Origin of the sequence: Tenacibaculum skagerrakense, assembly GCF_004345825.1 — a bacterium.
GTDB lineage: Bacteria > Bacteroidota > Bacteroidia > Flavobacteriales > Flavobacteriaceae > Polaribacter > Polaribacter skagerrakensis.
The window spans coordinates 208891-234823 of record NZ_SLXM01000004.1; the positions used below are offsets into that span (position 1 = coordinate 208891).

Sequence of the window (25933 nt, forward strand, 5' to 3'; positions counted from 1 at the left end):
TTTTAGGTTAGTTTAGCCTGAATAAGTAAATATTCATTTAAATTATTAATGTCAAGTACGCCAACTAATTCGCTATTATCTATAACTGGCAAAAAAAACGTAGAGTTAGTTTGGATGAATTCATAATATAGCTTTAAGTCATCATTACTTTTAAGAGACTTAAACGCTACTTTCATTATATCTTTTACCAAACAATTACGATTACTCGAATTTTCAATAATATCATTATGGAGAATAATTCCAACAACTTTTGAATTTAGTACCACTACAAAATCTTTTTCAGTTCCTTTTAGAATTGCATCAATTACTTTGTCAATAGAATCACTTGGGTTAAAAGTAGTGATGTTAGTCATCATTGCTTCCTTGACTGTATGCCCTTTTATCAAGTTTAATTGTTGAATTATTTTGTTTTCTGTAAAGGCTCCAACAAAAATAAAGAGAGCAATAAATATCAGAAAAGGATTATACACTAACCCTATTAATAGGAAAATAACTGCAAAAAATTGACCGATGAGAGAAGCAATATATGTGGCCTTTACACGATTTGTTTTTAAAGTTAAAAGAGCACGTAAAATTCTTCCTCCATCCATTGGAAAAGCTGGGATTAAATTAAAAAGCATTAAACCTACATTTATAAAAAATAAGTAAAAAAGAAAACTCTGTATGTTTAATTCGCTCATTAAAAAAGCATTATCTAATAGATATTTGTCAAGGAATTCTTTAACAGGAATGCAGAAATATAAAACTATAGCTATTAAAAAATTAACAAACGGACCAGCTAAAGAAACTAAGAACTCTTCCTTAGGGTTTTCAGGCATTTTTTCTAAACTAGCAATCCCTCCAATTGGTAATAATGTAATCTTCTTTGTAGAGATATTATATTTTTTAGCCATTAAAGCATGTCCTAATTCATGTAATAAAACACAAATAAAAACAGCAATTATTAAAGTAATGTGGTAAAAAATATGTTCTGTACTATTGCCTCTTTTCATTTCACTAAAAACAATCCAAGCAAAAAGCAAAACAAAAGTCCAGTGAATTTTAATATGAATACCAGCGATGCTTCCTAAGTTTAAATTAGCTTTCATTTTATTGATCAAGTGATGTCTTTTTAATTACCCATTTTTGATTTTTAGTTAGAACAGCAACTAAGTTTTTAGAAATTAATTTAGAGCTAATTTTTGGAGGAGCAGGTAAAAAATCTTTTCTTAAAACAACATTTACAGGTTCTTTAGATAGTTTTTTGATGGTTTTTTCAGATGTGTCAATTATAATTTCGGTGTAGGTATAGTAAACAATATCTTTTTTAAACAGATTATTGTGTCCAGCAACTTCTTTTTGAAGTTTTAGAACAATGGCAAATGAGTTATTAAAATTTGAAGCATTTAAATATTGTGGTTTAATAACAACATTTCCTTTTTCGTTTATAAAACCAAAAAATGAAATTCCATTTTCCTTTTTTACAATTAAACACCTATTGTTACTTAAAATAGGTTGATTGCCATTAGGATTTTCAGACACTACTAAATCATTTCTAAAATTCATTACTAAATTTCCATTTGTATCTATAAAGGACCATTGATTATCTTTTTTCACTGCGGCGTATCCTTCATGAAATGATGATACATAATCAAAACTCTCTGAGGTTTGGGATAAACTAATAGTAGGAATTAATAATAAAATTACGGTGAATGTTATAAGTCTTTTCATGATTATAAGTTTTTCGATTTATACTTCAAAATTAGAATCGAAACTTCTATGATGAAATGATATCCATCATGCATTCAGATAAGAAAAACATTTTCTTTTTTTATTTGTTATCAGTTACTTATAGTTATTTTTTTATTCAGTAAAGTTGATATTTATCATTTCTGTTTTATGTTATTGAGATTATTTTTGGGAAAACCAAAACGTATTCAGCTAAAAATCTTTGGTTATAAAATTTAGTGTAGCTGTTGTTTAGAGAATATAAATCTATTGCAAACAGCAATTGAATTTCCGTAAACTACCAATAGAAATTAAACTCTTTTAAAATGAAAAAAATTCTTTTACCAACCGATTTTTCCGATAATTCATGGAATGCAATACAGTATGCGTTAGCATTATGTAAAGATCAAAAGTGTGTATTTAATTTTTTACACGTATACACACCTGTAATTTATGATGCTGGATATTTTGAGGTAGGAGCAGCACAAGTTGGTTTTGTAGATGTTCTTAAAAAAACAGCTGAGGAGAATATGGAAAAATTAATGGAAAAAGTAACCAGTCTATATAATAATCCAAATCATGTTTTCTCATCAATAGTGTCTTTTAACACCATTACAAATGAAATTAATGAGCTATATAAAGGAAATGTTATAGACTTTGTGATTATGGGAACTAAAGGAGCATCGGGTTTAGAAAAAGTGCTTTTTGGAACAAATACTGTACAAGTTATAAAAAATGTAGAATGTCCAGTTTTGGCAGTTCCTGATAACTATAAATTCACTGGTTTAAATGAAGTATTATTTCCTTCAGATTATGAAGTTGATTTTCAAATAATCGATTTCCAATACATTATAGATTTCGTTACAGGATATCAAGCGAAAGTACATTCTTTACATGTTTCAAAAGAAAATCTTTTATCTAAAACTCAAGAATCGAATAAAGATAAATTACAGAGAGTATTTGAAAATGTAAATTTAGATTTTCACCTTAAAATCAATCAAAGTGTTACAGAAGAAATTTCCAATTTTCAATCAAACAACAAAATTGATTTATTGCTTATGGTAAACAATAAAAAGGACTTATTTGAAAAGTTGTTCTTAAAATCTAAAGTAAAACAAATTGGCTTTCAAGTTAAAATTCCTTTCCTCGTAATTCCAGCATAAAATTAAATTCTCAACAACTTAAAATTAATATAATTATGAAAAACATAGGTATTTGGCTAGATAAAAATCAAGCTCATGTCGTAACAATTGAAAATAGTAACGAAACGTTAAAAACAATTCCGTCTAATATAGAGCACTTCAACGTTCGTGGAGGTTCTGGTACAAGATTAAAAGGAGGACCACAAGATGTAGTTCAGGATAGTAAATATTTAGAAAGAGAAAAGCATCAATTTAAAAATTATTTTAACGAGATTATACCTGAAATACAAGATGCTGAAAACATTTTAATTTTTGGGCCGGCAGAAGCAAAAATAAAGTTTAAAAAAGAGCTTGAAGAGAATCATAAAAAGTTAGATGATAAGGTTGCTAAAGTAGAAACAGCTGATAGTATGACAAATAATCAAGTGATTGCTTGGGTAAGAGATTTTTATAAATAAACTAAGCTTTTTTAAATTAATGAAATTTCAAGAAGTAGATATCACCAAATCATCAGGACAAAAAATGCGATTTTCAATTCAAAAACTCAGAAAATCGTTACATAGAACTGGGGCAGATGAACAAACAATTTCTGATATTGTAAATAAAGTACAGGAAGAACTTTACGAAGGAATATCTACTCAAGAAATATATAACAGAGCGTATGCGCTTTTAAAAAAAGAGAAAAGTTATTTAGCAAGTAAATACAAACTCAAAAAAGCTATTTATGAACTAGGACCAACAGGATTTCCGTTTGAACTCTTTATTAGTAAAGTTTTAGAATATTCTGGGTATACAACAGAAGTTGGTAAAATTATTCAAGGCAAATGTGTTTCTCATGAAGTTGATGTATTAGCTTATAAGAATAACCAAGCAGTAATGATAGAATGCAAATTTCATGGAGAACAAGGTCTTAATAGTAACGTTAAAGTTCCTTTATACATACATTCTCGTTTTTTAGATATTGAAAAACAGTGGAATAGTTCAAAAAGGAAAATTGTTCTTACACAAGGTTGGGTGGTAACCAATACACGTTTTACTGAAAATGCTATTCAATATGGAGAATGTGCTGGATTGTATTTATTGAGTTGGGATTACCCAGAAAATGATGGATTGAAAGATCGTATAGATCGATTAGGTTTGTATCCAATAACAGTATCTAATTTACTTACAAAAAGAGAAAAAGATTTTTTGCTGAGCAGAAAAATTGTTTTGTATAGAGAGTTAATTAAAGATGCTTTTTTTCTCGATCATCTTGGAATATCAGAAACCAGAAAGAATAGAATTCTAAATGAAATTAAAGAAGTGTGTAACTTTTAAAAAGCAATACATGGTAAATACCGTCAACATCCATTTTTTAGGGGGAGCTAAAACAGTTACTGGATCAAAGTTTTTAATTGAAACCACAGAAAGGAATATATTAATTGATTGTGGTGTTTTTCAAGGAGTTAAAGAGTTGCGAGAAAGTAATTGGGAAGATCTCCCTGTAGATGTATCTTCTATAGATGTTGTGTTGCTAACACATGGTCATTTAGATCATGTTGGTTATTTACCTCGTTTAATAATGCAAGGTTTTAAAGGAGAAATTATAGGAACCGCTCCAACACTTGCAATCGCTGAAATTATTTTGAATGACAGCGCAAAGATTCATGAAGAATCAGCAGAAAAAGCGAATAAAGAAGAATATACTAAACACGAACCGGCATTACCTTTTTTTACCAAAAAGGAAGTTGAAGAAACGATTAGTTTATTTAAAGAGGAAGCAGAAGAAAAATGGATTTTACTTACCGATACAATTCGTTTTCGTTTTATGTATAACGGACATATTATTGGCGCCACATTTATTGAGTTAGACATTTTTAATAAGAGATTTGTTTTTTCAGGTGACATTGGAAGAAAGAATGATTATTTATTGAATAATCCTAAGAAACCCGAATGGGCAGATTTTTTATTTATTGAAAGTACCTATGGAGATAAATTGCATCCAGAATTAGATGTAGAGGAAACGTTGAGTGAAATTATTAAAGATGTAATTTGGAAAAAGGGGAACTTGATTATTCCGAGTTTTGCCGTTGAGCGTTTACAAACGATAATGTTTGTTTTATGGAAATTATATAAGAAAAACAAAATCCCAAATATTCCAATTTTTGTCGATAGTCCAATGGGAAATAATGTTTTAGAAGTTTTTAGAAGGTTTTCAAATTGGCATAAACTATCAGATGAAGAGTATCAAGCAATGTGTAATCATGTCAACATTATTCAGTCTTACAAAGAAACATGGGAAACCATTGATGATAAGAGATCAAAAATAATAATTGCAGGTAGTGGAATGGTAACAGGCGGAAGAGTCTTGACATATCTTAGTCAATTAATAGATGAACCTTCTACAACGGTTCTTTTAGTGGGTTATCAAGCTGAAGGAACTAGAGGTAGACAGCTTCAAAACGGTGCTCATGAAATTCGCTTTTTTGGGAAGTATAACCCTGTAAAAGCAACTGTTAAAGTTATAGAAAGTCTATCAGCTCATGCAGATCAGAACGATTTGATAAATTGGATGGACTCTATAAAAAACGTTCCTGAGAAGGTGTATTTAATTCATGGAGAAATTACTGCTTTAGATGCTTTTCGAGTAAAAATTAAAGACACATACCAATGGAATACAGTTATTCCAAAACGTAACCAAATTGAAGAAGTTATGGTGTAAATTTTAGAATAACTGTTTGTAAGTTTATAGAAAAAATAAACTATTGTATAGTATAACTTGTTCTAGCAAATTGACTCAAACGAAAATAGCCTAAAACTTCTTCGTTAGCATTATTTACATTCACACAGTTTCCTTTTAATTGAGCTGGAGTTGTTTGAAATGGCCCACCTGCTCCTCCTTGTGTTCCAGATTGTTGTATTAACTGTTCAATGTAAAAATAAAAGCGCTCAGAAATTCCAAATACTTTAATATCAATATCAGTTCCAGGAACGTTCTTTTCGTCAAAGTGTAAAACAAAGGCTTCGTTTCCATTTACAAACTCATCACGAATAGAAGCTAATGAGGGTACGGCTAAATTATCTTGTACAAATTCTCCCATGTAGTAGTTTACTTCATCCGCAGGATCATCAAAAAGAACTCTAACTCTATACTCACCTTCATTAAAACCTTCCTCTTGCGATACACTATTAATTTCTGTAAAACCAATCAATGTTTCAGTTGCAGCATAGGTTTCGCCATTATAAACAATGTTTAATGTATAAACTGCTCCAATTTCCGGTACAAAGTTCGTTGTAGTATATTCTCCGTTATTTTGATCTGCAAAAACAAATTGAGCTCCATCATTTTCTTTGGTTACGGTAACAGTAGCTCCAGTTGCAGGAATAACTGCATTACTATCAAAATATGCTGTGGATGTACTTAATTTAATAGTTTGCTCATTTCCTGTAGTTCCTTTTTCCCAATTGATAGAAGCTTCAACAACCAAGCGCGCTCCACCATTTGGAACGTCAACATCTACTACATCAGTACAAGATGAAAAAATAGTACTGATAGCTACGAACAAGATATATATTGATTTTTTCATGATTTTAGAATTTAAAATTATAGGTTATTGAAGGAGTAATTCCGAAAATTGAAGTTCTTTCTGCCTCATTCACTCCAGTTTCATCATTTACACCAAAACTAATAGAAGCCGCGTTTCTACGTGAGTACAAGTTATAAATACCAAATACCCATTCAGCTTGCCACTTTCTATTTTTATTATTCCTTGGTGTTAGCGTAGCAGAAACATCTAAACGATTATAGGACGGTAATCTATCGGCATTTCTAGTAGAATATGTAGGAATAGACAATCCGTTATACTGAAATTGTCCATTTGGATATGTTACAGGACGACCTGTTTGAAAAACAAAATTCGCATTGAATGTCCACTTTTCATTGAGTTCGTAATTACCAGTAACCGATAAATCGTGTGTTCTGTCAAATGGAGTGTTATACCAATCTCCATTGTTTAACCCTGGTCCGCCAGCTGCACCACCTAAAGTGCGTTGTTCAGATTTTGAAAGCGTATAGGCAATCCAACCTGTTAAATCTCCTTCATTTTTACGAAGTAAAAACTCTAAACCATAGGCTCTAGCATTACCATTTAAAATTTCTCTTTCAATGGTGTTTTGTGCAATCAATTCAGCCCCATTAATATAATCTACACGATTTTTAACGGTTTTATAATAAGCTTCTGTTTCAATAGAATAGGCATTGTTTTTAAAGTTTCTGAAATATCCTATTGCATATTGATCCGCAATTTGTGGTTTTAAAAACTCACCACTTGGCGCCCAAATATCTAAAGGAGTAGCAGAAGTAGTATTTGAAATTAAATGTAAATACTGCGCCATTCTATTATAACTGGTTTTGATAGATGACTTTTCGTTTACTTGATACGATAAGGCAAAACGTGGTTCGAAATTACCAAAACTAGCGATGCTTTCTTTGTCACCATAACTTACTTGTCCAGTTGGATCACCACGTTCATAAATACCTAGATCAGTGTTATACACAACAGGTAAGTTATTTGCATAGGTGTTTAAAACCTGACTTCCGAATCTATTGAAGTAACTGTAACGAATCCCATACATGGTGGTTAACTTGTCTGAAATTTTATGTTCTAAACTAGCGTAGATTCCAGTTTCCACCGCAAACTTTTTATCTAAGAAATCTTCATTAATAGAAGATTCTGGAGTTAGTTTTCTAATTTCTCCTGGATTGAATTTGTAGTAAATTCCACTTACACCAAAATCAAACTTTAATTTGTCATTCAAATAATAATCAACATCGTATTTTAAGTTGTAATTATCAATTCTAGACAACCAATCTAAACCAACAAATTCAAGTTGCAAATCGTAATTATATCGACTGTATATAGCTGATAAGTTTGAGAATAATTTATCACTGAAAATGTGATTCCATCTAAGATTTCCTGATAAGTTTCCGTATGAATTAAAGAACGAATTGGTAAAACTAACATCATCATTTCCAAAATAAGCCGATAAATACAAACGGTTTTTATCATTAATTTGATAATTGGTTTTTAGGTTTAAATCGTAAAATCCAACTCTATTTTCGTTATTAGCTAATGCTAAGAATATATTGGCGTAAGAGGCGCGACCTGCGACTAAGAAAGAGCCTTTATCACCAAATAAAGGAGCTTCGGCTGTTAATCTACTTGAAATTAAACCTATTCCACCCGTAAGTTTAAACTCTTTGTTATTTCCATCTTTCTGACGAACGTCTAAAACCGATGAAACTCGTCCACCAAACCTAGCAGGAATTCCACCTTTATATAATTTAACATCTTTAATAGCGTCATTATTAAACACAGAAAAGAATCCGAATAAATGAGAGGCATTGTATATAATTGCTTCGTCCAATAATATTAAATTTTGATCTTCTGCACCACCACGCACATTAAAACCTGATGCTCCTTCACCAGCGTTGGTAACTCCGGGTAATAATTGAATTGACTTAATAACATCTACTTCTCCTAAAACAACAGGAATCTGTTTAATAGTTTGCGAACTAATTTTAGTTACACTCATTTGCGGACTTCGTAAATCTACCTTTTTACTTTCCTCAGCAGAAATAACTACTTCTTCTAAAACATTGGTGTCTTCATCCAAAGAAGCATTAAATTTTATGTTTTCCGAAAGTTGAATTTCTTTCTCAATAGAAGCATAACCAATATAGGACAACACTAAAGTATAATTTCCTTCGGGAGCAGTAAGTGAGTAAAAACCATATTCATTTGTGGTAGTCCCTAAACTAGTTCCTTTTAAAAAGACAGTAGCGCCGAATAAGGTTTCGCCATTGGCATTATCCTTTAAAGTCCCACTGATGGTAAATTTGCTTTGAGCAACACCAAAAAAAGATGTTAAAAGCAACAAAATAATTACGTAAATTCTCATAATTGATTTATAAGGAGTGAAAAATGTTTAATGTTTACAAATAAAACATTAAACAAAATTAGTTCTTTAGATTTTAGTATCAAAAGTCTTCATCTAATTTTTATATTAAATAAATGTGAAATATTTGTTGGTTACCATTCTTTAGATTTTGTTAGGAATGATTTAAAATAAAAGGAAATGGTTCTCCTAATAAGCAATCAACTTTTGTTATTTTTACACAAAAACTAGACTTTGTTAGAATTATTACAACAGAATTACGGCTATTTATTCGAGGAAGCTTTGATAAAAGAAATCGAAGAAGTAAGTACTTACAAAAAAATTGAAGCAAATAGCACGGTGATTGATATTGATAATTACATCACTTCAATGCCTTTGATTTTAAGTGGTGCGATTAAAATTTTAAGAGAAGATAATGATGGGGACGAACTAGTTTTGTACTACTTAGAAGTAGGAGATACCTGTGCTATGACGCTGTCTTGTTGTATGGGAAGAACGAAGAGTAAAATTCGTGCCATTACAGAAACGGATGTGGAACTTTTGATGATTCCGAAGCAGAAAATGGCAGAGTGGTTGACGAAATATAAAAGCTGGCAAGAGTTTGTATTGCAAAGTTATCATAACCGTTTGCAAGAGTTTATTGAAGCATTTGATACTATTGCTTTTTTAAAAATGGACAAGCGATTGTATAAATATTTAAAAGATAAAGCGCTAGTTAACCGCAATGAAATAATCCAAGTAACGCATCAAGAAATCGCGAATGATTTGCATACTTCAAGAGTTGTAATTTCTCGACTTTTAAAAGCTTTAGAAAAGGAGAAAAAAATAGAGCTTCACAGAAATAGCATAAAAATTTTAGAATTATAACATTTAAAGTAACATTCGTTACAGTATAAAATAGAATGGCATCGTAATTTTACATAAAATTTCAAACGATGAAAAAAGCCGTTTTACTACTTGTATCAATTATATTCATTTATAGTTGTAAACAAAAGACTAATACTGATGTTGATTATTCAAAAAAGTCAATAAAAAAAGAGATTAGTCAGCATGAAGGAGAGAAGCTTCTGAAACAACAATGTTATGTTTGTCATAATCCAAAAGCTAGTCATGATAGTCGTGTAGCTCCTCCAATGGTTGCCATAAAAGCACATTATATTGATAGTAATACTACTAAAGAAGAATTTACAGAAGAGTTCGTCAATTTTATAAAGAAACCAAACAACGAAACAGCAAAACTGAAAGGTGCTGTAAAACGGTTTGGAGTAATGCCTTATCAATATTACAAGGAAGACCATTTAAAGAAAATTGCGGAATATCTGTATGATTATCAAATTGAAGAACCTGATTGGTTTAAAGAACATTGGCAAGAAAAGAAAGGAACAACTAATTATAATGAAGGGAAGAAATCTACAGCTCAAAATACAGAAAAATCTAATGAAGAAATAGGGTTGGAGTTTGCTTTAGGAACCAAAAAAGTCTTAGGCAAAAATCTAATGGGAACGATTCAAAAAAAAGGAACATTAGCAGCTTTACAGTTTTGTAATGAGAAAGCAATTCATCTGACAGATAGCATGGCAACAAAGTACAATGCTAAAGTGAAACGTGTATCCGATAAACCTAGAAATCCTGAGAATGCGGCAAATCAACGAGAGATAGAAATTATTGAAATGTATAAAAAAGCATTAAAAGACTCGTTAGATATCAATCCAATAACAGAAACAAAAAACGAACAGGTTCAATTTTATTATCCAATTATTACTAACGGAATGTGTTTACAATGTCATGGGAACACTGAATCACAAATTAAACCTGAGACTTTAGGTGCTTTAAACCAATTATATCCAGAAGACGAAGCTGTGGGATATACTGAAAATGAAGTTAGAGGTATTTGGAGTATAACTTTTAAAAAATAGCATATGAGTAATTTAACAGAAATATTAAACGGAGACACTCCTGTATTAATCGATTTTTTTGCAGAATGGTGCGGACCTTGTAAAATGATGACACCAGTGTTGAAAGACTTAAAAGATGATTTGGGCGATGGGGTAATTATTTTAAAGATTGATGTAGATAAGAATAACGCTATAGCTGCAAAATATCAGATCAAAGGAGTTCCAACATTTATGATTTTTAAACAAGGAAAAATGCTTTGGAGACAATCAGGAATGTTACAAAAACAAGATCTAATTGAGTTAATCAATAAATTTAAATAACACAAGAGGGAAGTATATGTTTAAGAAAGGAACAAAAGCTTACAGCGTTATTAATTTTAAATGTCCAAAGTGTCAGGAAGCTGATTTTTTCACACATCGTTTTACTTTTAATCCTGTGAAAATTGGAAAAGTACATGATACTTGTCCGAAATGTGGTTTCAAACACATGATTGAACCTTCTTTTTTCTTTGGCGCAATGTATGTTAGTTATGCTTTATTTGTTGCGATTGCTGTTGCATTATTTATTATCACAAAAGTATTCATTGGTTTGTCGCTTTTACAAAGTTTTATATCAATAATAGTTCTACTCTTATTGTTGGGGCCGTTTTTAGTGAAATTATCTAGAATTATATGGAGCAATATGTTTGTTGATTATGAAAAACAGAGCTAAAAGACAAACACTTAAACATCTTAATTAAATTATAAACACCTTCATTTTTTGGAGGTGTTTTTTTATATAACAGCATTGTAACATTAGTTACTGTACAGTTCTTCCTTCTCATTTAATTTTGTATCAAAATAAGAAAATAACAATGCGAGCAATAGTATTTATAAGTCTCTTTTCTTTTTTGATTGGGTTTTCTCAACAAAAATCAATGATTTCTAAGAAGGAAGTTCTACAAAAAGTTCATGAAGGAAATAGTTCTTTAAAAATTACCAATCAAGAATACTTGATGGCAAAGGCTGATTTTAATCAAAGTCGTGCAGTCTTTTTACCAAACATTACAGCTTCTCACACGGGGATTTTAACAACCAATCCGTTGATGGCTTTTGGTTCAAAGTTGAATCAAGAAATTTTAACACAAAATGATTTTGATCCGGCTAGATTAAACGATCCAAATGAAACAAGAAATTTCGCCACAGTACTTGAAATTCAGCAACCGTTAATTAACATAGATGGTATTTATAAGCGAAAAGCTTCTAAAGTTAAAATGGAAGCAATAGAGTTAAAAACTTCTCGTACTAAAGAGTATTTAACACTTGAAGTTAACAAAGCCTATATGCAATTGCAGTTAAGCTACAGAGGAGTTGAAGTTTTAGAAAAAGCATTAACAACTGCCGAGGCAAACAAACAATTAGCAGAAAATAGTTTTAAGCAAGGTTTTTTACAAGAATCAGATGTATTGGCTGTAGATGTTCATGTTACAGAAGTAAAAAATCAATTACAAACGGCTAAAAGCAATGTATTGAATGCTTCGAACTACTTGTCGTTTTTAATGAATGAAAGGGGAGATGTTGTTTATCAGCCAGCAGATAGTTTAACGATTAACATTTCTAAAGAATTATCAAAAGCGGTATCTAATGATCGATCTGATATCAAAGCAATGGAATTATCAACCGAAGCCTATAAAAAAATGTATCAGTCAGAAAAGATGAGTTTTTTACCTCGATTAAATGCTTTTGGAAGTTATCAGTTATTCGATAACAATATTTTCAATGTAGATGCTAGCGGATATTTGGTGGGAGCGCAATTAAGTTGGGATATTTTTCAAGGGTCAAAGCGTTTTGCCAAGGTTCAAAAAAGTAAAGCGGAATATGAAAAATCGGTGCTAGAGTATCAGCAATACAAATCAAAAAGCGAATTAGAATTGAATAAGGTTTTACGAATGTTACATGACGCAGAAAACAAATTAAAGTTAACTGAATTAGCTATGCAACAATCGAAAGAAGCTTTACGAATTCGTAAGAATAGATTTAAAGAAGGTCTAGAAAAATCAACTGATTTATTAATAGCAGAAACAAAATACATACAAAAACAATTAGAATATTATCAAACAATTTTCGAGTTTAATTATTCGAAAGCTTACGTTGAATTTTTAACGAAATAATTAAGTATACAATGAAAAAATATATAGCTCTTATTCTGGTAACATTTGCAATAAGTTGTGGTAAAAAGAAAGATACAACTTCAGTAAATAATGATCCAGCAATACCAGTAAAGGTTCAAAAAGTTGCACCAAACTCCAACACAGCATTTATAAGTGTTAGCGGAACTGTTCAGGCTGAGGCAAGTGCCGATTTAAGTACACGTATGATGGGGTTTGTAAATGAAATGTATGTAAAGGTAGGAGATAAGGTTTCAAAAGGACAATTATTACTAACTATAAACAATTCTGATCTTCAAGCCAAAAAAGCACAAGTAGAAGCAAACATTATAAAAGCTGAAACTGGATTTAAAAATGCTGAAAAAGATTACAATCGTTTTAAAAATTTATTGGCTCAAAATAGTGCTTCTCAAAAAGAAGTAGATGATATAACAGCTCATTACGAAATGGCAAAGGCAAGTTTACAAGCGGCAAAGCAAATGAGAAACGAGATAAATGCTCAGTTTGCATACACAAATATTCGTGCACCATTTGCTGGAGAAATCACCAATACATTTATTGATAAAGGAGCAATGGCAAACCCAGGAATACCTTTAATTTCTATAGAAGGAAAAGGAGGGTTTGAAGTAATTGCTAGGGTTCCAGAAAGTGAGATTTCTAAAATCAAACAGAATACTGTTGTAGAGGTGTTAGTTAAATCCATCAATAAAACAGTAAAAGGAAAGGTAAGCGAAGTAAGTTCTTCGGCAAAAAACACTGGCGGACAATATGTAGTTAAAATCAGTTTAGATAAAACAGATACACCAATTTTATCTGGAATGTTTGCCACAGTTCAATTTCCTGTAGCAAAATCAAACTCAACTGAAAACAGCATACGTATTCCAAAATCAGCTATTGTTGAGCTAGGACAATTACAAGGTGTTTACACGGTTAGTCAAAATAATAAAGCATTATTACGTTGGTTACGTTTAGGTCGTTCATTTGATAATGAAGTAGAGGTTTTATCAGGTTTATCAGCAGAGGAAATGTATATCATTTCAGCTGAAAGTAAATTGTATAACGGAGCTAACATTTCAATTCAATAAGTAAAGAGATGAAAGAAGGTTTAGCAGGAAAAATAGCAAAAGGTTTTATCGGTTCTAAAATCACGGTGTTATTAATGATTGTGTTTATGGTCATTGGTGTATACACATCGTTTTTAATTCCGAGAGAAGAGGAGCCACAAATTGATGTTCCGATGGCGGATATCTTTGTTGGTTATCCGGGAGCAAGTCCAACGGAAGTTGAATCAAGAATTGCAAAGCCATTAGAAAAAATCATTTCTAACATCAAAGGAGTTGAGTATGTGTATTCAACTTCTATGAAAGAACAAGCAATGGTAATTGTGCAATTTTATGTTGGTGAAGATATTGAACGTTCATTTGTAAAGTTGTACAACGAAATCAGCAAACACATGGATATAATGCCTAAAGGTGTAACAATGCCTTTGGTAAAAACACGTGCTATTGATGATGTTCCGATGTTGGGTTTAACATTATGGAGTGAGCATTACGACGATTATCAGTTAAAGCAGATTGCGCAAGAAGTAACTGATGAAATTGAGAAAGTGAACGATGTTGCAATAACCAATAAAATTGGTGGTAGAAATCGTGAACTGCGTGTAGTTTTAGATAAAGATAAATTAGCAGCAAGTGGTTTAGATTTTCTTTCGGTTGCTGAAATGATAAAGGCTAGCAATCAACAAATGAGTGCTGGAACATACAATCGTAACGACCAAGAATTTTTAGTAAGTACAGGTCGTTTTCTAAAAACTACAGAAGACGTTAAAAACTTAGTAGTTGGTGTAAAGCAAAACCAACCAATCTATTTAAAACAAGTTGCTAAAATTATTGATGGAGCAGAGATTCCTAAAAATTATGTAAGTCTTGGTTTTGGACAAGCAAGTGAAAAAGCAAGTACGTTTAAATCAGAATATCCAGCTGTTACGATTTCAGTTGCGAAGAGAAAAGGGGCAGATGCAATGCAGATTGCAGATGTTATTTTAGATAAAATTCAACATTTACGAAAGAACTTAATTCCAGATGATGTTCATGTAGAAGTAACCAGAAATTATGGAGAAACGGCTTCTCAAAAAGTTTCTGAGTTGTTAATGCATTTAATCGGAGCTATTATCGCAGTAACGTTAGTAGTAATGTTAGCTATGGGCTGGCGTGGTGGATTGGTAGTATTCTTATCAGTTCCAATTACGTTCGCTTTAACATTGTTAAGCTATTACATGCTAGATTATACGTTGAATAGAATCACCTTATTTGCTTTAGTTTTTGTTACAGGAATTGTGGTTGATGATAGTATCATTATTGCGGAAAATATGCACAGGCATTTTAAAATGAAGCGTCTTGCATTTAAAGAAGCGGCACTTTATGCAATTAACGAAGTAGGAAATCCAACAATCTTAGCAACATTCACGGTAATTGCCTCGGTTTTACCAATGGCATTTGTATCTGGATTGATGGGGCCATATATGAGTCCGATGCCAATTGGAGCTTCTATTGCAATGATTCTTTCCTTATTTGTAGCGTTAACAATTACACCTTATTTAGGATACATTTTCTTACGTGAAAAAGATAATGGAAAAGAAGAAGCTTTTGAAGAAGATGAAACAAAAGCAATGCAAGGAACTGCAATTTACAAGTTGTATGAAAAGTTTGAGCGTCCGTTAATCGAAAGTCCGACTAAAAGATGGATTTTCTTAGGAATCACCACCTTATTGTTGTTTGGATCGTTAGCAATGTTTTTTACCAAATCGGTAGCTGTAAAAATGTTACCATTCGATAATAAAAATGAGTTCCAAGTAGTAATTGATATGCCTGAAGGTACAACTTTAGAAAGAACTGCTGCGGTTACAAAAGAAATAGCTCAGTATTTATCAACACGAACGGATGTTGTGAATTATCAAAGTTACGTTGGCACATCAGCACCAATTACGTTTAACGGATTAGTTCGTCATTACGATTTACGTGGAGGAAGTAATATGGCGGATATTCAAGTAAACTTAACAGATAAACACGATAGAAGTGAACAAAGTCATGGTATCGTAAAATCAATGCGAGAAGCAATTCAGAAAATTGCAAAACCTTTTGGAGCAAATGTAAAGTTAGTTGAAGTTCCACCAGGACCACCTGTATTATCTACGATTGTAGCTGAAGTTTACGGTCCGGATTATAACAAGCAAATTGAAATAGCTGAAGGAGTTCAACAGATTTTAGGAGATACAAAAGATGTGGTTGATATCGATTGGATGGTAGAGGATGATAAAATTGAGTACGAGTTTGTAGTAGATAAAGAAAAGGCAATGCTATACGGAGTTGCTCCACAGCAAGTAGTTTATACATTAAATACTGCATTATCAAACAGAGCAGTTTCAACATTGTACAATGAAAGTGCTTCTAAACAGATTGGAATTGTACTAGCCTTAGATGAAAAGGAAAAATCAACAATCTCAGATATTTCTCAATTACAAATCAAATCGAAATTAGGAACAACAGTTTCAATTGGAGATTTAGTGGATGTTCAAGAAAAGAGTAGCGAGAAGAGTATTTATCGTAAAAATCAAAAGAGAGTTGTGTATGTAATGGCTGATATGGCTGGAGCATTGGAAAGTCCGGCGTATGCAATTTTAGGAATGGAAGAAAAATTGAAACAAATTCCATTACCAAAAGGATATCAATTAGAAGAGAAGTATTTAGGACAACCAGAATTTGAAGACAATTATACGGTAAAATGGGATGGAGAATGGCAAATTACGTTAGAGGTTTTTAGAGACTTAGGAATCGCATTTTTAGGAGCAATTATTATCATCTACATGTTAATTGTGGGTTGGTTCCAAAACTTTAAAGCTCCTGTAGTAATGATGGTGGCTATTCCATTATCGATGGTCGGAATTGTATTAGGACACTGGATGATGGGCGCTTATTTTACGGCAACCTCTTTTATCGGAATGATTGCCTTGGCGGGAATTATGGTTCGAAACTCGGTATTACTAATTGACTTTGTGAATTTAAGATTAAAAGAAGGTGTTCCTTTAGCACAAGCTGTAATTGAGGCAGGAGCCGTAAGAACTACACCTATTTTGTTAACAGCAGGTACTGTTGTAATTGGAGCATTTGTAATTCTCTTTGATCCAATTTTCCAAGGTTTAGCTATTTCATTAATGGGAGGAACTATAACAGCAACAATCTTAACATTATTGGTTGTACCGTTGGTGTATTATTTAATAGAACGTAAAAATTATAAATAAAATGGATATAGAAAGAATCATCAGAGCAATTGCTGGTACATTTATCTTAATAAGTATTCTATTAGCAGTAAAAGTTAATATCAATTGGTTATGGTTTACAGCTTTTGTAGGAGCCAATTTATTACAGTCATCTATCACTAAATGGTGTTTGATGGAAGATATCTTAAAAAAGATTTTCAGGGTAAAACAATAATCACTTATAGTTTTAATGTTTCCCTCTAGAAAGTGCAATAAATTGTGCTTTCGCTTTCCCTGAAACCGATTCAAATTTGAATCGGTTTTTTGTTTTTGTTGAGGTGTATTATATTGTTTTCGTGAAAATATAACTTTCGGAAGAATTTGTAACAACTATATTATATGCTCCTTTTTCTAGATTTAATATGCAGGTATCATTTTCATCTTTTAATTCACTAATATCTACTGGAATGGCATTGGAGAAATCTTCATTTTTTAAATAAGCAAGTACCATAATTGGATATGCTACTTTAAAAGTGCTAAGATTAATTTTTGTTGGTTTTTCTACCCAAATGGCTTTATTTTCAGTGAATTTAGTATTTGGATGTATCACAAAAATATCATTCCAAGAATCACCTCTATGATAGCGAATTGGCTTATTATTTTCATCAATCAATACAGTTGGTTCTTCAACGTTTAAAGCTTTCATCAATGGATGATTAAAGTTAGGATAACTCTTTTCATCATAAACAACTTGATTTATAGTTAACGGATCAATAAAAGTAAATTCTTTAATTCTCGCAGCCATAGCTTTTCCCCAACTCTTATGAGTACCTTCAAGGGCATGATCAAAACCACAATGTAATAGTATTTTATCTTTAGGAAATTGCGAACTAACTTTTTGCACATTTTTGGCTTGCGTAATTTCTCTCTCTTTTCCATTGTTTGAAAAAGTATCTTCATAAGCAAATACATGAAAACCTATTCGAAGTGCTTCTCGAATGAGATTTCCAAATTGAGGATCTTTCGTATAATAACCTGAGTTTTGGATAGGGTATTTTCTTTGGTTTAATAAACTGTCTAAATTAGCTCCATTACCTAGAGCTTCTAAACCTAAATGTCGGTAGCCGTTTACATATAAATCGTTTAGTAATTCTTTTGTAAAAACCCTATGCTTTGAACTATGATGTGCTTCATTAATAATTACAATTCTATTTTCTTTTGCTTCAGAAATGATTATTTCTCTAGCACTTTTAGTTTTAATTTTTCTTACTGAATCTATTTCTCTTGATGAGTAAAGAAGTTCTCGAGGAGGAAATACAGAATCCCACATTCGTAAAGCATCTTTATAGTTTCCTTTCAAAGTGTATTCGGAAGCTGCAATTTGAAATCGCCAAGGCATGGAATCTTTTGCAAGTTGTTGTTCTATCTCATAATTAAATTTATAAGGTAAAGCGTAGTTTATTTTTTTAGGAATTGTTTTTTGCTTGCAGCTAATTATGAAACAAATTGAAAGACAAAAAACTAAATGTATTTTTAGGAATTTCATATGATAACTTATTTGTGGTGAAAGTAGTAGTAGTTTGTATAATTTTATTCACCTATTTAGGGTGAAATTTTACAAAAAAGAGCCCGCCTATGTAGCGAGCTCTAAAAATTGTAATACCTTTCCCCTTCCAAAAGTATTACTAAATAGTAGTTAACATCTCTAATACTTTACTTCTATAAAAATCACAAAATTATTCACAAACTATAATTAACGTAATTTTGTTAGAGACTACACTTTCTTGTTCATCATATTCAAATTGATGTTGCAAAAATATCTTCAAAAAACATATTATAATTCACCCGTTTTGGGTGAATTTTAAAATTCTTTACTACACTAATTTTGCTTGAAGAAATTTAATCAGTAATTATTTAAATGAATTTATTTCAAGATATTTGTCAATATTTTCGTCCCTTTTTTTTTGAAAAGTTCACTTCCATATAATCCCATATTTTTAGCCCTATTCTTTTACTTATTTAATGTAAAGGCTCAAGATGTAGTTTACAAGCATTACACTACAGAAGAAGGTTTACCTCATGATATCACCTATCAAATAATTCAAGATTCTAAAGGGTTTATTTGGGTTGGAACTGATGATGGTTTGGTTCGATTTAACGGTAAAGAGTTCAAAACTTATGGTTTCGAAAAAGGGTTGAAATCGAATTATGTAATAGATGTTGTAGAAGACGTTAAAAACAATCAATATTTTATTGCAACTTGGGGAAGAGGAATTCATATTTTAAAAAATGATACCATTCTAAAAAATGAATCTCCTAACAAAAAAGATTTGTCAAAAATCAATAAAATCTATAGGGTTAACGATAGTATCGTTATAGGTTTTACCAACACAAGGGGTTTGTATTCCTATAACAGTAAATCTCATACGATGAAAACTGTTATTATGGGAGAGGATAAAGGAGAGCTAGTTGAGGTTGATAGATATGATACTTCTTATCTTCATGATGTTAATCAAGAACAAGTAAATGGAGAGGTATTTTTATATGATTCCGAATTAAACACATCTTTAGGAAAGGCTATTAATGGAATTTATAAGTTTACTACTGAAAAAATAGAGAAACTACAGTTAAAGGAAATAGATTCATTAAAACTTCAGATTCATGGTTTCACTCAGGAAAACAGTTACTCCATTTTTTCTTCATACAATACCCTGTATTTTTATGATCAACAAAGATTCTTAAACAAAAAGAAACTAAAATTACCTCCAGGAAAAATAATACAGATACAGGTTTTTAATAACAAACTATTTTTTGTTCATATTAATAGAGAGGATGGTTTAAGACAACTTTATAGTTATAGTACAGAAAATAATTATCTTACTAATATTTCTGATAAAATTGGAATTATAAACTCTATTTCCGATTTTTTATTTGATAAAGATGCTAGTTTATGGATTACTACTTATGGTTCCGGAATCTATCAATTGTTAAACACAAAGAATGTTTTTCTAGATAATACATCTTTTCAAAAAGATAATTTAAGTGACGTTACTTCTCTAAGTAATGGTGTGGTTACTATGGCTCCAAACATTTTATATTATCTAGATGACCATAATTCAGTATCACATCAAAAAATTCCTTTTCATACCGAGAGTTTTCAAAAGATAAAAGGAAATCAATTGAACCTAATTATTCCAAACTCAAGGGTTTCTTTTCACTGCAAATTTAAAAACATTGAGGTTGGAAGTGATGGGTCAAAAGCGTTTAAGTTTATTGTAAAGGATGATAAAAAGATTAAACTAATCTACAATAAAGTTGAAATATCCAATACAAAATCCGATACAATTATAAAATTCAATCCTGACGAATTAGGGAATAATGTAAGAAAGGCACTTCTTTTTAAGGATAAAATTTACGCAATTTTTGAATCTATGGGAGTGTATTGTTTTGATGTTACTACTCATGAATTTTATAAATGGAATAAAAAAGTAGGAATATCAGCCAATTCATTTACTGATATTCTCATTTATAAGAATGCTATTTGGCTAGGAACAAATACCGGATTGTATAAAATTGAAAATGAAGAGAGTATTAAACATTATACAATTAAAGACGGTTTAATTAGTAATCACATCAACGGAATATTTGTAGATAAACATGATGTTTTATGGGTTGCTACTCAAAGAGGATTAAACGTTTTTAAAGACGATCATTTTTATCATATTGATAAAAACCTTGGTCAAAGATCTTCATCAATAAAAAAAGTTACCGAGTATAACGATTATTTGTATGTTATCGGAAATAAAGGAATGTTTATTTGCGAAAACCAAAAGCCGTTTGATGTAAATTCTCATACAAAGCTACTGATAGATCAACAAGAAGACGCTTTTTTAGTCACACCTATTAACTATATCAATCCGAATACCATAAAAATCCAATTTCAATTGAACCAAGATAGTTGGACCGATCTTCTGAGTGATAAAATTAACTTACAAAATTTAGAGGAAGGAAATTATACCTTATCATTTAGATATAAAGATGGATTAAGTAATTGGAGTTATACTGAAAAATATCCTTTTAAAGTTACTAAACCTTGGTATAACAGTACTTGGATTTACATTTGTTTGATTTTAGTTACACTGGCTATTTTACTATTAATAGTTTACAAACAGCTTTTAAGAGTTAAAAAGAAAAATAAAGTTTTTAAAAGAATAATTACCGAAAGAGAGAAGCTTCAGGAAGATTTAAAAAATGTGCGACATCAAATAGCGCAAGATTTCCACGATGATTTAGGAAATAAATTAGCTAGTATTTCAATGCTTTCTAATCTCTCATTAAAGAAAAGCGAAAAGGAAGATGGATTATACAATAACTTGTATCAAATAAATAAAGATGCTAACTTTTTGTATCGTGGTATGCGAGATTTTGTTTGGTCGCTAGATTATAAAAACAATAGCTTATCGGAAGTACAAATATATCTTAATGATTTTGGAGAAAAATTATTTGAATTCTCAGAGATAAATTTTAAAAGCAAAAATAACGTATCTAAATCGGAAGTGTTTTTGCCGCATTATTGGAATAAACAATTAGTCTTGGTATTTAAAGAAGCCATGACAAATGCATTTAAACACAGTAAGGCTACAGAAGTTTTTTTCTATGTTTTTTATAAAGATGGACTGTTAGAAATTACCTTAGAAGATAATGGTATTGGTTATGATTTTGAAGCGAAAGGAAGAAGAAATGGATTGTTGAATATGAAAGAGAGAGTAAAAACTATTAATGGCGAATTGAACTTTAGTTCTAATAATGGATGTAAAGTTTATTTTAAAGGAAAGATTACGTAATAAGATGAAGAAAGTTGTAATAATAGAAGATAATGAGAGTTTATTAATTTCATTCAAAGAGATTGTAAATTCTTCGGATAATTTTAATGTAATTGGTGCATTTTTAAATTGTGAAGATGCGTTAGAGTTCTGTAAACATAAGAATCCTGATATCATTTTAATAGATATAAAACTACCTGGAATTAACGGAGTTGAAGGAGTTAAAAGATTTTATTATCAAAACCCTAAAGCTAAAAGTGTTGTGATCTCTGTTTATGAGGATTCGGATTATATTTTCGAGGCTCTTTCGGCTGGTGCCATTGGATATTTAACTAAAAACATAAAACCAGAAGAACTCATTAATGCTTTAGAACAAGTAAAAAATGGTGGTTCGCCAATGAGTGGAAATATTGCACGTAAGGTAATTTCATATTTTCAAATTCCTAAACGAGAAGAGTTAACCGACAGAGAGAATGAAGTGGTTAAGTTATTAGCAAAGGGGAAAAGTTATGCAACCATTGCCGAAGAATTGAATTTATCTGTAAATACTATTAAAACACACACGCGAAACATTTACGAAAAACTACACATTAGTAAGAAAGAAGAGCTGATTGAAAAGTTTAATAGAATGTAATTACTTATCCTTTCAAAAATCGAATAAAATCCCAACAGGAAATACACCCTAATTGCTTGTAAATACGGTTGTTTGCTAATTTAAGTTAATTTTCTTTTTTATATTTATAAGTAATTAACCAAAAATCCTATTAGTATGATTTGCAGCATCGACTACTACGATAGGATACACTTATTTATTGAAAAATTTCCCTGCTATAAAAAAAGTATAGATCAATTACATTTTGAGTTTTTAGAAGAATCGGTTTTGGGAGATTCATTCGATAATTTAAACGTATATACCAAAGAATATGTTTACAAGAAAGACTGTATCCTTAAGGGAATAGCAAAACTGAAAAATAATTTTAGAGCTGAAATTCTGTATATATTAACTCCAATATATAGCAGAAATAATAATATTAAAACTAAATTTCTGGTAAAATTAGATCATAAAGAAGGAGTTTATTTAATTCCTGATTCAGATTTTATTTTTGAATAAAATTAAAATAAAATTAAAAGTTTTAAATAAAAAACCACAGTAAATTTTACTGTGGTTTTTATGTATATACTATAGTGTAAATACTAGATTTTTAATTCATCTAATAAGGTAGTTAATCTAGGGTCTGAAGGTCTTGGAGCAAATGAATTTACAATTTTTCCTGTAGGGTCAATTAAAATAAAACGTGGAATCCCTTGAATTTGATACTCTTGAACAAATTGAGATCTCCAAGCACTGTCCGCCATTAATTGAGTTCCTCCTAAATTTTCATCACTTACCATTTTCTTCCAAAGGTCATGATCTTTTGGCTCATCAATAGAAATACTTACAAACTCAATATTTTTATCATGATATTTCTCTTCTACTTTCTTTAAAAAAGGAATTTCATCTTTACAAGGCTTACACCATGTAGCCCAAACATCAATGTAAATATACTTTCCTTTTAAATCAGATAATGAAGTTGTTCCTCCAGCATGATTTTCATAATTAGCAAAAGCTGGTGAGTCTTTCCCTTGTGCTAACTTTAAAACAATATTATACTGCGCCGTTAAACGCTCTTTTAATTTTTCATCGTTAGAAATTTCCATAATGCCTTTATATAATTCTTCAGCATTAGGATTCATCACACTAACTTGGTCAGCTAGATTTAGTAGAATATCATTTTTAATCACCTCACTTTTTAACCCTTTTAATTGTTCAATTGCAGCGGCTTCATATGAAGTGCCATTTTCTTTTGAATTTTCTCTAGCAATTTTTGAGAAGTTAGCACCAACAATTCCTTTGTAAGAATCGTATAACTTGTAGTGTTCTTCATTAGAAAAATCTAATCCTTCTAATACATTTGGGAAAGAATCCGATACTTTAAAATCCTTATTTTTAGTAGCATATCCATGATACAATTCGTAATTAGATAAGTTTCCAATATGCTCATAGTTTAAATTTAATTTCTCTTTTTCAGCAAATTGAGTGTCTACATTGTCTAAAGATTTTTTTAATTCTTCATTTAAAGCATTCATGGTTTCTAAATACTTCGGTTCATCTAAACCATATAATTGAAAAGTAGATCCAGCTTTTTCTTTAATTAAGAATTTTTGAGCTAAGTAGTTATTTACATCACTACCTTCTCCTGAGTATTTTATCGTTTCATCAAATTCTTTAGCATCCATAGCTAAACTAATGTCGTAACCGTCTTTTAAGTATAAGGCAGAGCTTTCTTTACCATCGTTAAAAGCATAGTATCCATTAGCATTAAAAATAGTATCAGAAAATACTCCTTCTTCAGAAACATCTATTTTTTTAATAAAATTATTTGATCCATCTAGAATAGCTAAAGTCTTACTATTTGGATTTTTAATGGTTCCTTTAAATAAAGCGTAATTAACAGGCTCTGTATTGTTGCATGAAGCAAAACTAAGGGCTAGTAACCCTAACATAAGCTTTCTCATAGGTATGTGTTTGGTTTTTAGAGTTTATAATAATATGTAACGAAAGGTACAGTTTTTTATTTGAGAACGAATTTAAAAAAATCATAAAAAGAGCAACTTGGTAAAGTTGCTCTCTCTTATAATATATTAATGTTTAATGGCATAGCTTGCTGCTTCTCCCATTTCTTCAAAAAATTCAACTATTTTTTCAAAACTATCTTTAATGTCGTTCATAATATAATGTGTTTTTAAATTATTAATTGTTCTCTAATAATCTACACATTAACATGTTATTTTTTAGTTCATTTAGTATTAATGTTAACTCATTTCCTTTAGAATAACTTATATACTAATGAATTAAAATAAGATCATTGTTTCTTAATGATTTGAATAATGTTTTTATAAAATTATGAATGTTCTTTTTAGTATTGTCTGTATCTGTAACTTCTATTTCACCTCTCCAAAGAAGTTGTCTTTCTTTTTCAGGACAAATACAATACAATGAAGTTTCGACAGTATAAACCGTATAGTCTTCTTTTTTTCCTTTTTCACGTAAATATTCATACTGATTACCATAGTAGTAATCTTCAAAAGTTTGATTACTTGTCATAAATTGATGAAGCATACTGGCGGTGTAATATCTTTTCTCAGTGCCAGTAACTTTGGTAAGAAGAATGGCATCAAATTCGGCATTCAATAAGGTCTTTTCAATTTCATTTAGTTCTTCTATGGTTTTCTTCTCCTTCGTAAAAGAATCTTCAAAAAAGTCGATACTTTTTACTGCTCTAACATTTTCTTCTTCAAAAGCATGTACTAGACTTTTTTCAAATTGTTCTCTTAATTTAAAATCTCCTTCTAACCCAATGATAAAAAGTTTGTTCGATTCGAAAAAACCAGTTTCTGGATCTTTATACTGATGGATTAAATACGTAGTAGCACAGCTAGTAGTTAAAAGAGCAACGAAGGTAATTAATATGATATTTTTCATGAATCATTTATTGTTTTAATAATCTTTTAAGACCAAGAGCTAAATTTCTTTCCATTATCGAAAAATCGTTATCTGTTTTAAATACTTCTTTCATTTGATTAGTTAGTGATTGGATTTCTTCTTCTGAATAGTTAAAATCATTTATAGTACTTATAATTTTAGTAATAGCTTCATAATCATTATCATTGTTAAATTCCTCTTGCATTTTAAGAAAGATGTCTTCGAAAACTTGATTCTTAATTAGTTCAATTTCCTCTTCTCTTTGGGTTAAGTCAGCATTCATCGCATAAATCAACAAATACGCTTTAAATTCTTGACCATTCCAGTTTGTTTTTATTGATGTAGAAGTTTTCATAATAGTACGTTTTAGATTTAGGAGTTGTGAATAATATTTGTAATAAAATTACCCTGACAATCTTATTTTTAAAATGATATTTATCAGCTTTATAGAAATTAACACTTTTGATATAGAGGTTTTTAGCTTCCTTTTTGCTGATATAAATC

The 25933-nt window shown here is 30.5% G+C and carries 23 protein-coding genes; 15 read left to right on the plus strand and 8 right to left on the minus strand.

The genetic code is table 11. The features are described 5' to 3' along the window. Window positions 1-2: 2 nt before the first annotated feature. Together EV195_RS08625 and EV195_RS08630 are read right to left on the minus strand one after the other, a co-directional pair. Window positions 3-1088 carry a site-2 protease family protein gene (locus EV195_RS08625; protein ID WP_132794545.1) on the minus strand — a complete coding sequence of 362 codons (1086 nt, stop codon included), beginning with the start codon at window positions 1086-1088 and terminating at the stop codon, window positions 3-5. 1 nt (window position 1089) lies between these two features. Further along, window positions 1090-1710 (minus strand): WG repeat-containing protein, encoded by a 621-nt coding sequence (locus EV195_RS08630; RefSeq protein WP_132794546.1) that lies wholly within the window; start codon window positions 1708-1710, stop codon window positions 1090-1092. Window positions 1711-2033: 323 nt separating this feature from the next. On the opposite strand from EV195_RS08630, the gene EV195_RS08635 reads away from it, so the two are divergent. From EV195_RS08635 to EV195_RS08650, 4 genes are read left to right on the plus strand one after another with little or no spacing between them, the layout of a single operon-like run. Then, window positions 2034-2870 carry a universal stress protein gene (locus EV195_RS08635; RefSeq protein ID WP_132794547.1) on the plus strand — a complete coding sequence of 279 codons (837 nt, stop codon included), beginning with the start codon at window positions 2034-2036 and terminating at the stop codon, window positions 2868-2870. A 35-nt stretch (window positions 2871-2905) separates the two neighbouring features. Next, the gene (locus EV195_RS08640) at window positions 2906-3307 is read left to right on the plus strand and encodes a hypothetical protein (protein ID WP_132794548.1); all 402 of its coding nucleotides are present in this window, start codon (window positions 2906-2908) and stop codon (window positions 3305-3307) included. Between the two features lie 19 nt (window positions 3308-3326). Then, complete coding sequence (locus EV195_RS08645) at window positions 3327-4166, plus strand: ATP cone domain-containing protein (protein ID WP_132794549.1); 840 nt, start codon at window positions 3327-3329, stop codon at window positions 4164-4166. Between the two features lie 10 nt (window positions 4167-4176). Next, window positions 4177-5550 (plus strand): MBL fold metallo-hydrolase RNA specificity domain-containing protein, encoded by a 1374-nt coding sequence (locus tag EV195_RS08650; RefSeq protein ID WP_132794550.1) that lies wholly within the window; start codon window positions 4177-4179, stop codon window positions 5548-5550. Between the two features lie 40 nt (window positions 5551-5590). Here the strand turns inward: EV195_RS08650 and EV195_RS08655 are convergent, their stop codons facing one another. After that, window positions 5591-6415, minus strand: a complete 825-nt coding sequence (locus EV195_RS08655) for a DUF4249 domain-containing protein (protein WP_132794551.1) — start codon at window positions 6413-6415, stop codon at window positions 5591-5593. Between the two features lie 4 nt (window positions 6416-6419). Further along, window positions 6420-8789 carry a TonB-dependent receptor gene (locus tag EV195_RS08660; RefSeq protein ID WP_132794552.1) on the minus strand — a complete coding sequence of 790 codons (2370 nt, stop codon included), beginning with the start codon at window positions 8787-8789 and terminating at the stop codon, window positions 6420-6422. Window positions 8790-9020: 231 nt separating this feature from the next. Here EV195_RS08660 and EV195_RS08665 point away from each other — a divergent pair, with 231 nt between their 5' ends. The 8 genes from EV195_RS08665 (at window position 9021) to EV195_RS08700 (ending at window position 17318) form a co-directional block, all read left to right on the plus strand. Continuing rightward, a complete protein-coding gene (locus tag EV195_RS08665; protein ID WP_132794553.1) occupies window positions 9021-9653 on the plus strand; it encodes a Crp/Fnr family transcriptional regulator in 633 nt (210 codons plus the stop codon). Window positions 9654-9721: 68 nt separating this feature from the next. Beyond that, a complete protein-coding gene (locus EV195_RS08670) occupies window positions 9722-10702 on the plus strand; it encodes a Tll0287-like domain-containing protein (RefSeq protein WP_132794554.1) in 981 nt (326 codons plus the stop codon). A gap of 3 nt (window positions 10703-10705) precedes the next feature. After that, window positions 10706-11002, plus strand: a complete 297-nt coding sequence (trxA, locus tag EV195_RS08675; protein WP_132794555.1) for a thioredoxin — start codon at window positions 10706-10708, stop codon at window positions 11000-11002. A 16-nt stretch (window positions 11003-11018) separates the two neighbouring features. Further along, window positions 11019-11393, plus strand: coding sequence for a DUF983 domain-containing protein (locus tag EV195_RS08680; RefSeq protein ID WP_132794556.1), 375 nt, complete (start codon window positions 11019-11021; stop codon window positions 11391-11393). A gap of 142 nt (window positions 11394-11535) precedes the next feature. Then, on the plus strand, window positions 11536-12831 hold the full coding sequence (locus EV195_RS08685; RefSeq protein WP_132794557.1) for a TolC family protein: 1296 nt from the start codon (window positions 11536-11538) through the stop codon (window positions 12829-12831). An 11-nt stretch (window positions 12832-12842) separates the two neighbouring features. Further along, window positions 12843-13913: an efflux RND transporter periplasmic adaptor subunit gene (locus EV195_RS08690; RefSeq protein WP_132794558.1), complete on the plus strand. Its 1071-nt coding sequence runs from the start codon at window positions 12843-12845 to the stop codon at window positions 13911-13913. Between the two features lie 8 nt (window positions 13914-13921). Continuing rightward, complete coding sequence (locus tag EV195_RS08695; protein ID WP_132794559.1) at window positions 13922-17125, plus strand: efflux RND transporter permease subunit; 3204 nt, start codon at window positions 13922-13924, stop codon at window positions 17123-17125. Window position 17126: 1 nt separating this feature from the next. Continuing rightward, complete coding sequence (locus tag EV195_RS08700) at window positions 17127-17318, plus strand: YgaP family membrane protein (RefSeq protein ID WP_132794560.1); 192 nt, start codon at window positions 17127-17129, stop codon at window positions 17316-17318. Window positions 17319-17426: 108 nt separating this feature from the next. On the opposite strand, the gene EV195_RS08705 is transcribed toward EV195_RS08700, so the two are convergent. Further along, entirely contained in the window at window positions 17427-18629 is a 1203-nt protein-coding gene (locus EV195_RS08705; protein WP_132794561.1) for a hypothetical protein, read from the minus strand. Window positions 18630-19047: 418 nt separating this feature from the next. Between EV195_RS08705 and EV195_RS08710 the strand changes: the two genes are divergently transcribed. The 3 genes from EV195_RS08710 (at window position 19048) to EV195_RS08720 (ending at window position 23017) form a co-directional block, all read left to right on the plus strand. Next, complete coding sequence (locus tag EV195_RS08710) at window positions 19048-21927, plus strand: ligand-binding sensor domain-containing protein (RefSeq protein ID WP_132794562.1); 2880 nt, start codon at window positions 19048-19050, stop codon at window positions 21925-21927. A 4-nt stretch (window positions 21928-21931) separates the two neighbouring features. Beyond that, window positions 21932-22540, plus strand: coding sequence for a response regulator (locus tag EV195_RS08715; protein WP_132794563.1), 609 nt, complete (start codon window positions 21932-21934; stop codon window positions 22538-22540). Between the two features lie 135 nt (window positions 22541-22675). Beyond that, window positions 22676-23017 carry a hypothetical protein gene (locus EV195_RS08720; protein WP_132794564.1) on the plus strand — a complete coding sequence of 114 codons (342 nt, stop codon included), beginning with the start codon at window positions 22676-22678 and terminating at the stop codon, window positions 23015-23017. 83 nt (window positions 23018-23100) lie between these two features. On the opposite strand, the gene EV195_RS08725 is transcribed toward EV195_RS08720, so the two are convergent. The 3 genes from EV195_RS08725 to EV195_RS08735 all read right to left on the minus strand — a co-directional run bounded on the left by EV195_RS08725 (window position 23101) and on the right by EV195_RS08735 (window position 25784). After that, window positions 23101-24462 carry a TlpA family protein disulfide reductase gene (locus EV195_RS08725; RefSeq protein ID WP_132794565.1) on the minus strand — a complete coding sequence of 454 codons (1362 nt, stop codon included), beginning with the start codon at window positions 24460-24462 and terminating at the stop codon, window positions 23101-23103. Window positions 24463-24790: 328 nt separating this feature from the next. Continuing rightward, entirely contained in the window at window positions 24791-25429 is a 639-nt protein-coding gene (locus EV195_RS08730) for a hypothetical protein (protein WP_132794566.1), read from the minus strand. Window positions 25430-25436: 7 nt separating this feature from the next. Then, on the minus strand, window positions 25437-25784 hold the full coding sequence (locus tag EV195_RS08735) for a hypothetical protein (protein ID WP_132794567.1): 348 nt from the start codon (window positions 25782-25784) through the stop codon (window positions 25437-25439). Window positions 25785-25933 lie beyond the last annotated feature (149 nt).